Origin of the sequence: Bacteroides sp. 43_46 (genome assembly GCF_001915455.1) — a bacterium.
Lineage (GTDB): Bacteria > Bacteroidota > Bacteroidia > Bacteroidales > Bacteroidaceae > Bacteroides > Bacteroides caccae.
The window spans coordinates 1-2,739 of record NZ_MNQN01000093.1 but is presented as its reverse complement, the minus strand read 5'-3'; the positions used below and the strand labels follow the sequence as shown (position 1 = coordinate 2,739).

The window sequence follows — 2,739 nt, the reverse complement described above, 5'->3', positions numbered from 1 at the left end:
AAACTGATTATTTCTTACGGTTACCGTAACGGCTCATGAACTTATCAACACGACCGGCAGTGTCAACCAGCTTAGACTTACCTGTGTAGAACGGGTGAGAGGTGCTGGAGATTTCCAGCTTTACCAGCGGATAAGTTTCACCTTCGAATTCGATAGTCTCTTTCGTGTTGCAAGTGGAACGAGACAAGAATACATCACCATTTGACATATCTTTAAATACTACCGGACGGTAATTTTCAGGATGAATACCTTTTTTCATTTTGATATTTTCTTTTAAAAATTTATATTCTGTTACTATTTTGGTAATAAATAGTGTAATGGTCTTCTTTTCAGAGCGCAAAGATAGTGCAAGTTGGAGACTCTACAAAATAAATTCAGATTTATTTTTATTTAGTAGGTTTATCGCATTTTATTTCTGATTTTTGCAGGACTTAATCTTGTGAATTTATGAGGAAACTACTTGTCTTATGCTCTTTCTGGCTGTGCGTGGCAACGCTGGGGGCACAAAATGCGGAACGGAAACTGTATAGTGTTGCGTTCTACAATCTTGAGAACTTGTTTGATACGATTCATGATGCAGGTAAGAATGACTATGAGTTCCTGCCCGACGGCAGTTACCAATGGACGGCAAAGAAGTATGAGTCCAAGCTGCAGAACCTTTCCAAAGTGTTGGGTTCCCTTTCGCGTGATTTAGTGCCGGAAGGTCCGGCATTCATCGGTGTGGCAGAGGCGGAGAACAGCCGGGTGCTGGAAGACCTCGTGAAGCAGCCGGCCATTTCCAATTATGAGTTCGTGCATTATGAAGGACCGGACAGACGGGGCATCGACTGTGCCTTGCTGTACGACCCGAAGCAGTTCAGCGTTACCCACTCAAAGTTGGTGCTTTCTACTCCTTTTGAGGGGGATACGGTGCACTTGACGCGCGGCTTCCTGATTGTGGACGGACAACTGGCGGGAGAGCGTGTCTGCGTGATAGTGAACCACTGGCCCTCCCGTGGGGCAAAGTCACCGGTGCGTGTGCATGCAGCCAGGCAGGTAAAAGCCTTGAAGGACTCTCTGATGCGTAGCGACAAGAAGCTGAAACTCATCGTGATGGGGGATATGAATGACGACCCGATGGATGAAAGCATGGAGGTGCTGGGTGCACGCAAATATCCGAAGCAGGTGAAGAAAGGCGAATTCTACAATCCCTGGTGGGAGACACTGGAAGACAAGGGAGTGGGGACATTGCTCTATCGGGGCAAGTGGAACTTGTTTGACCAGATTGTCATTTCGAAACCGTTGCTGAAGGCTAAGAAAGGGTTGCGCTATGATCACAATGAAGTTTTCATCCGCGATTATCTGATTCAGCAGGATGGCAAATACAAAGGTTCCCCCTTGCGTACGCATGGGGGCAGGACTTGGCTGAACGGTTACAGTGACCATTTGCCGACCATCATCTATCTGAAAAATTAGTATTACATAATAATGTGTAAACAGATGCCGGAGAGCAAACATGTTCTCCGGCTTTTTTGTTGATAGAAGTATAGATGGCAAAAGTATGACTGGCAGAGATAAATGCAAAGAGTTTGTAATATAGAGATTACAATAATCTGTTAAATGAAGCCAATAGCTTTAAAATAGAATGGATTTGGTAGGATGAGCCGGATATTTTATTCCTCTCAAGTTCTTTACTTTAAAGGATAATGATTACTTTTGCGTAGAATTTTAATTCACTAACAATAAAATTTAAACAAAATGGTTAATTACAAAGATTTAGGACTGGTAAACACAAGAGAGATGTTTGCTAAGGCTATCAAAGGTGGATATGCTATTCCGGCATTCAACTTCAACAATATGGAACAGATGCAGGCTATCATCAAGGCTGCAGTTGAAACAAAGTCTCCGGTTATTCTTCAGGTATCTAAGGGTGCCCGTCAGTATGCCAACGCTACGCTGTTGCGTTACATGGCTCAGGGTGCTGTTGAGTACGCTAAGGAATTGGGTTGCAAACATCCTGAAATTGTTCTTCACCTCGACCACGGAGATACATTCGAAACTTGCAAGAGCTGTATCGACTCTGGTTTCTCTTCAGTAATGATTGACGGTTCACACCTTCCGTACGAAGAAAACGTTGCACTGACTAAGAAGGTAGTTGACTATGCCCATCAGTTCGACGTAACTGTAGAAGGCGAACTCGGTGTATTGGCCGGTGTAGAAGATGAAGTTTCTGCAGAACACCATACATATACTAATCCTGAAGAAGTTATTGACTTCGCTACCCGTACAGGTTGCGATTCACTGGCTATCTCAATCGGTACTTCTCATGGTGCATACAAGTTCAAACCCGAACAATGCCACGTTGACCCTGCTACCGGTCGTCTGGTTCCTCCTCCTTTGGAATTTGCCGTTCTGGATGCTGTAATGGAGAAACTTCCGGGATTCCCCATCGTTCTTCACGGTTCTTCTTCAGTTCCTCAGGAAGAAGTTGATACTATCAACAAGTATGGTGGTAAGCTGGAAGCTGCTATCGGTATCCCCGAAGAGCAGTTGCGTAAGGCTGCCAAGTCTGCTGTTTGCAAAATCAACATCGACTCTGACTCACGTCTGGCTATGACAGCTGCTATCCGCAAGACATTTGCTGAAAAACCGGCAGAATTCGACCCGCGTAAGTATCTGGGTCCGGCTCGTGACAATATGGAAAAACTGTACAAGCATAAAATCATCAACGTGCTTGGTTCAGAGAACAAATTGGCTCAA

The 2,739-nt window shown here is 44.5% G+C and carries 3 protein-coding genes; 2 read left to right on the top strand and 1 reads right to left on the bottom strand.

The annotated features are described in order from the left end of the window. Positions 1 to 7: 7 nt before the first annotated feature. Positions 8 to 259: a type B 50S ribosomal protein L31 gene (locus tag BHV72_RS07110; RefSeq protein ID WP_005835945.1), complete on the bottom strand. Its 252-nt coding sequence runs from the start codon at positions 257 to 259 to the stop codon at positions 8 to 10. Positions 260 to 447: 188 nt separating this feature from the next. On the opposite strand from BHV72_RS07110, the gene BHV72_RS07105 reads away from it, so the two are divergent. Both BHV72_RS07105 and BHV72_RS07100 read left to right on the top strand, forming a co-directional pair. Then, positions 448 to 1,455: an endonuclease/exonuclease/phosphatase family protein gene (locus BHV72_RS07105; RefSeq protein WP_005835947.1), complete on the top strand. Its 1,008-nt coding sequence runs from the start codon at positions 448 to 450 to the stop codon at positions 1,453 to 1,455. Between the two features lie 282 nt (positions 1,456 to 1,737). Beyond that, a partial coding sequence (locus tag BHV72_RS07100) for a class II fructose-bisphosphate aldolase (protein WP_286855487.1) occupies positions 1,738 to 2,739 on the top strand: 1,002 nt, incomplete at its 3' end.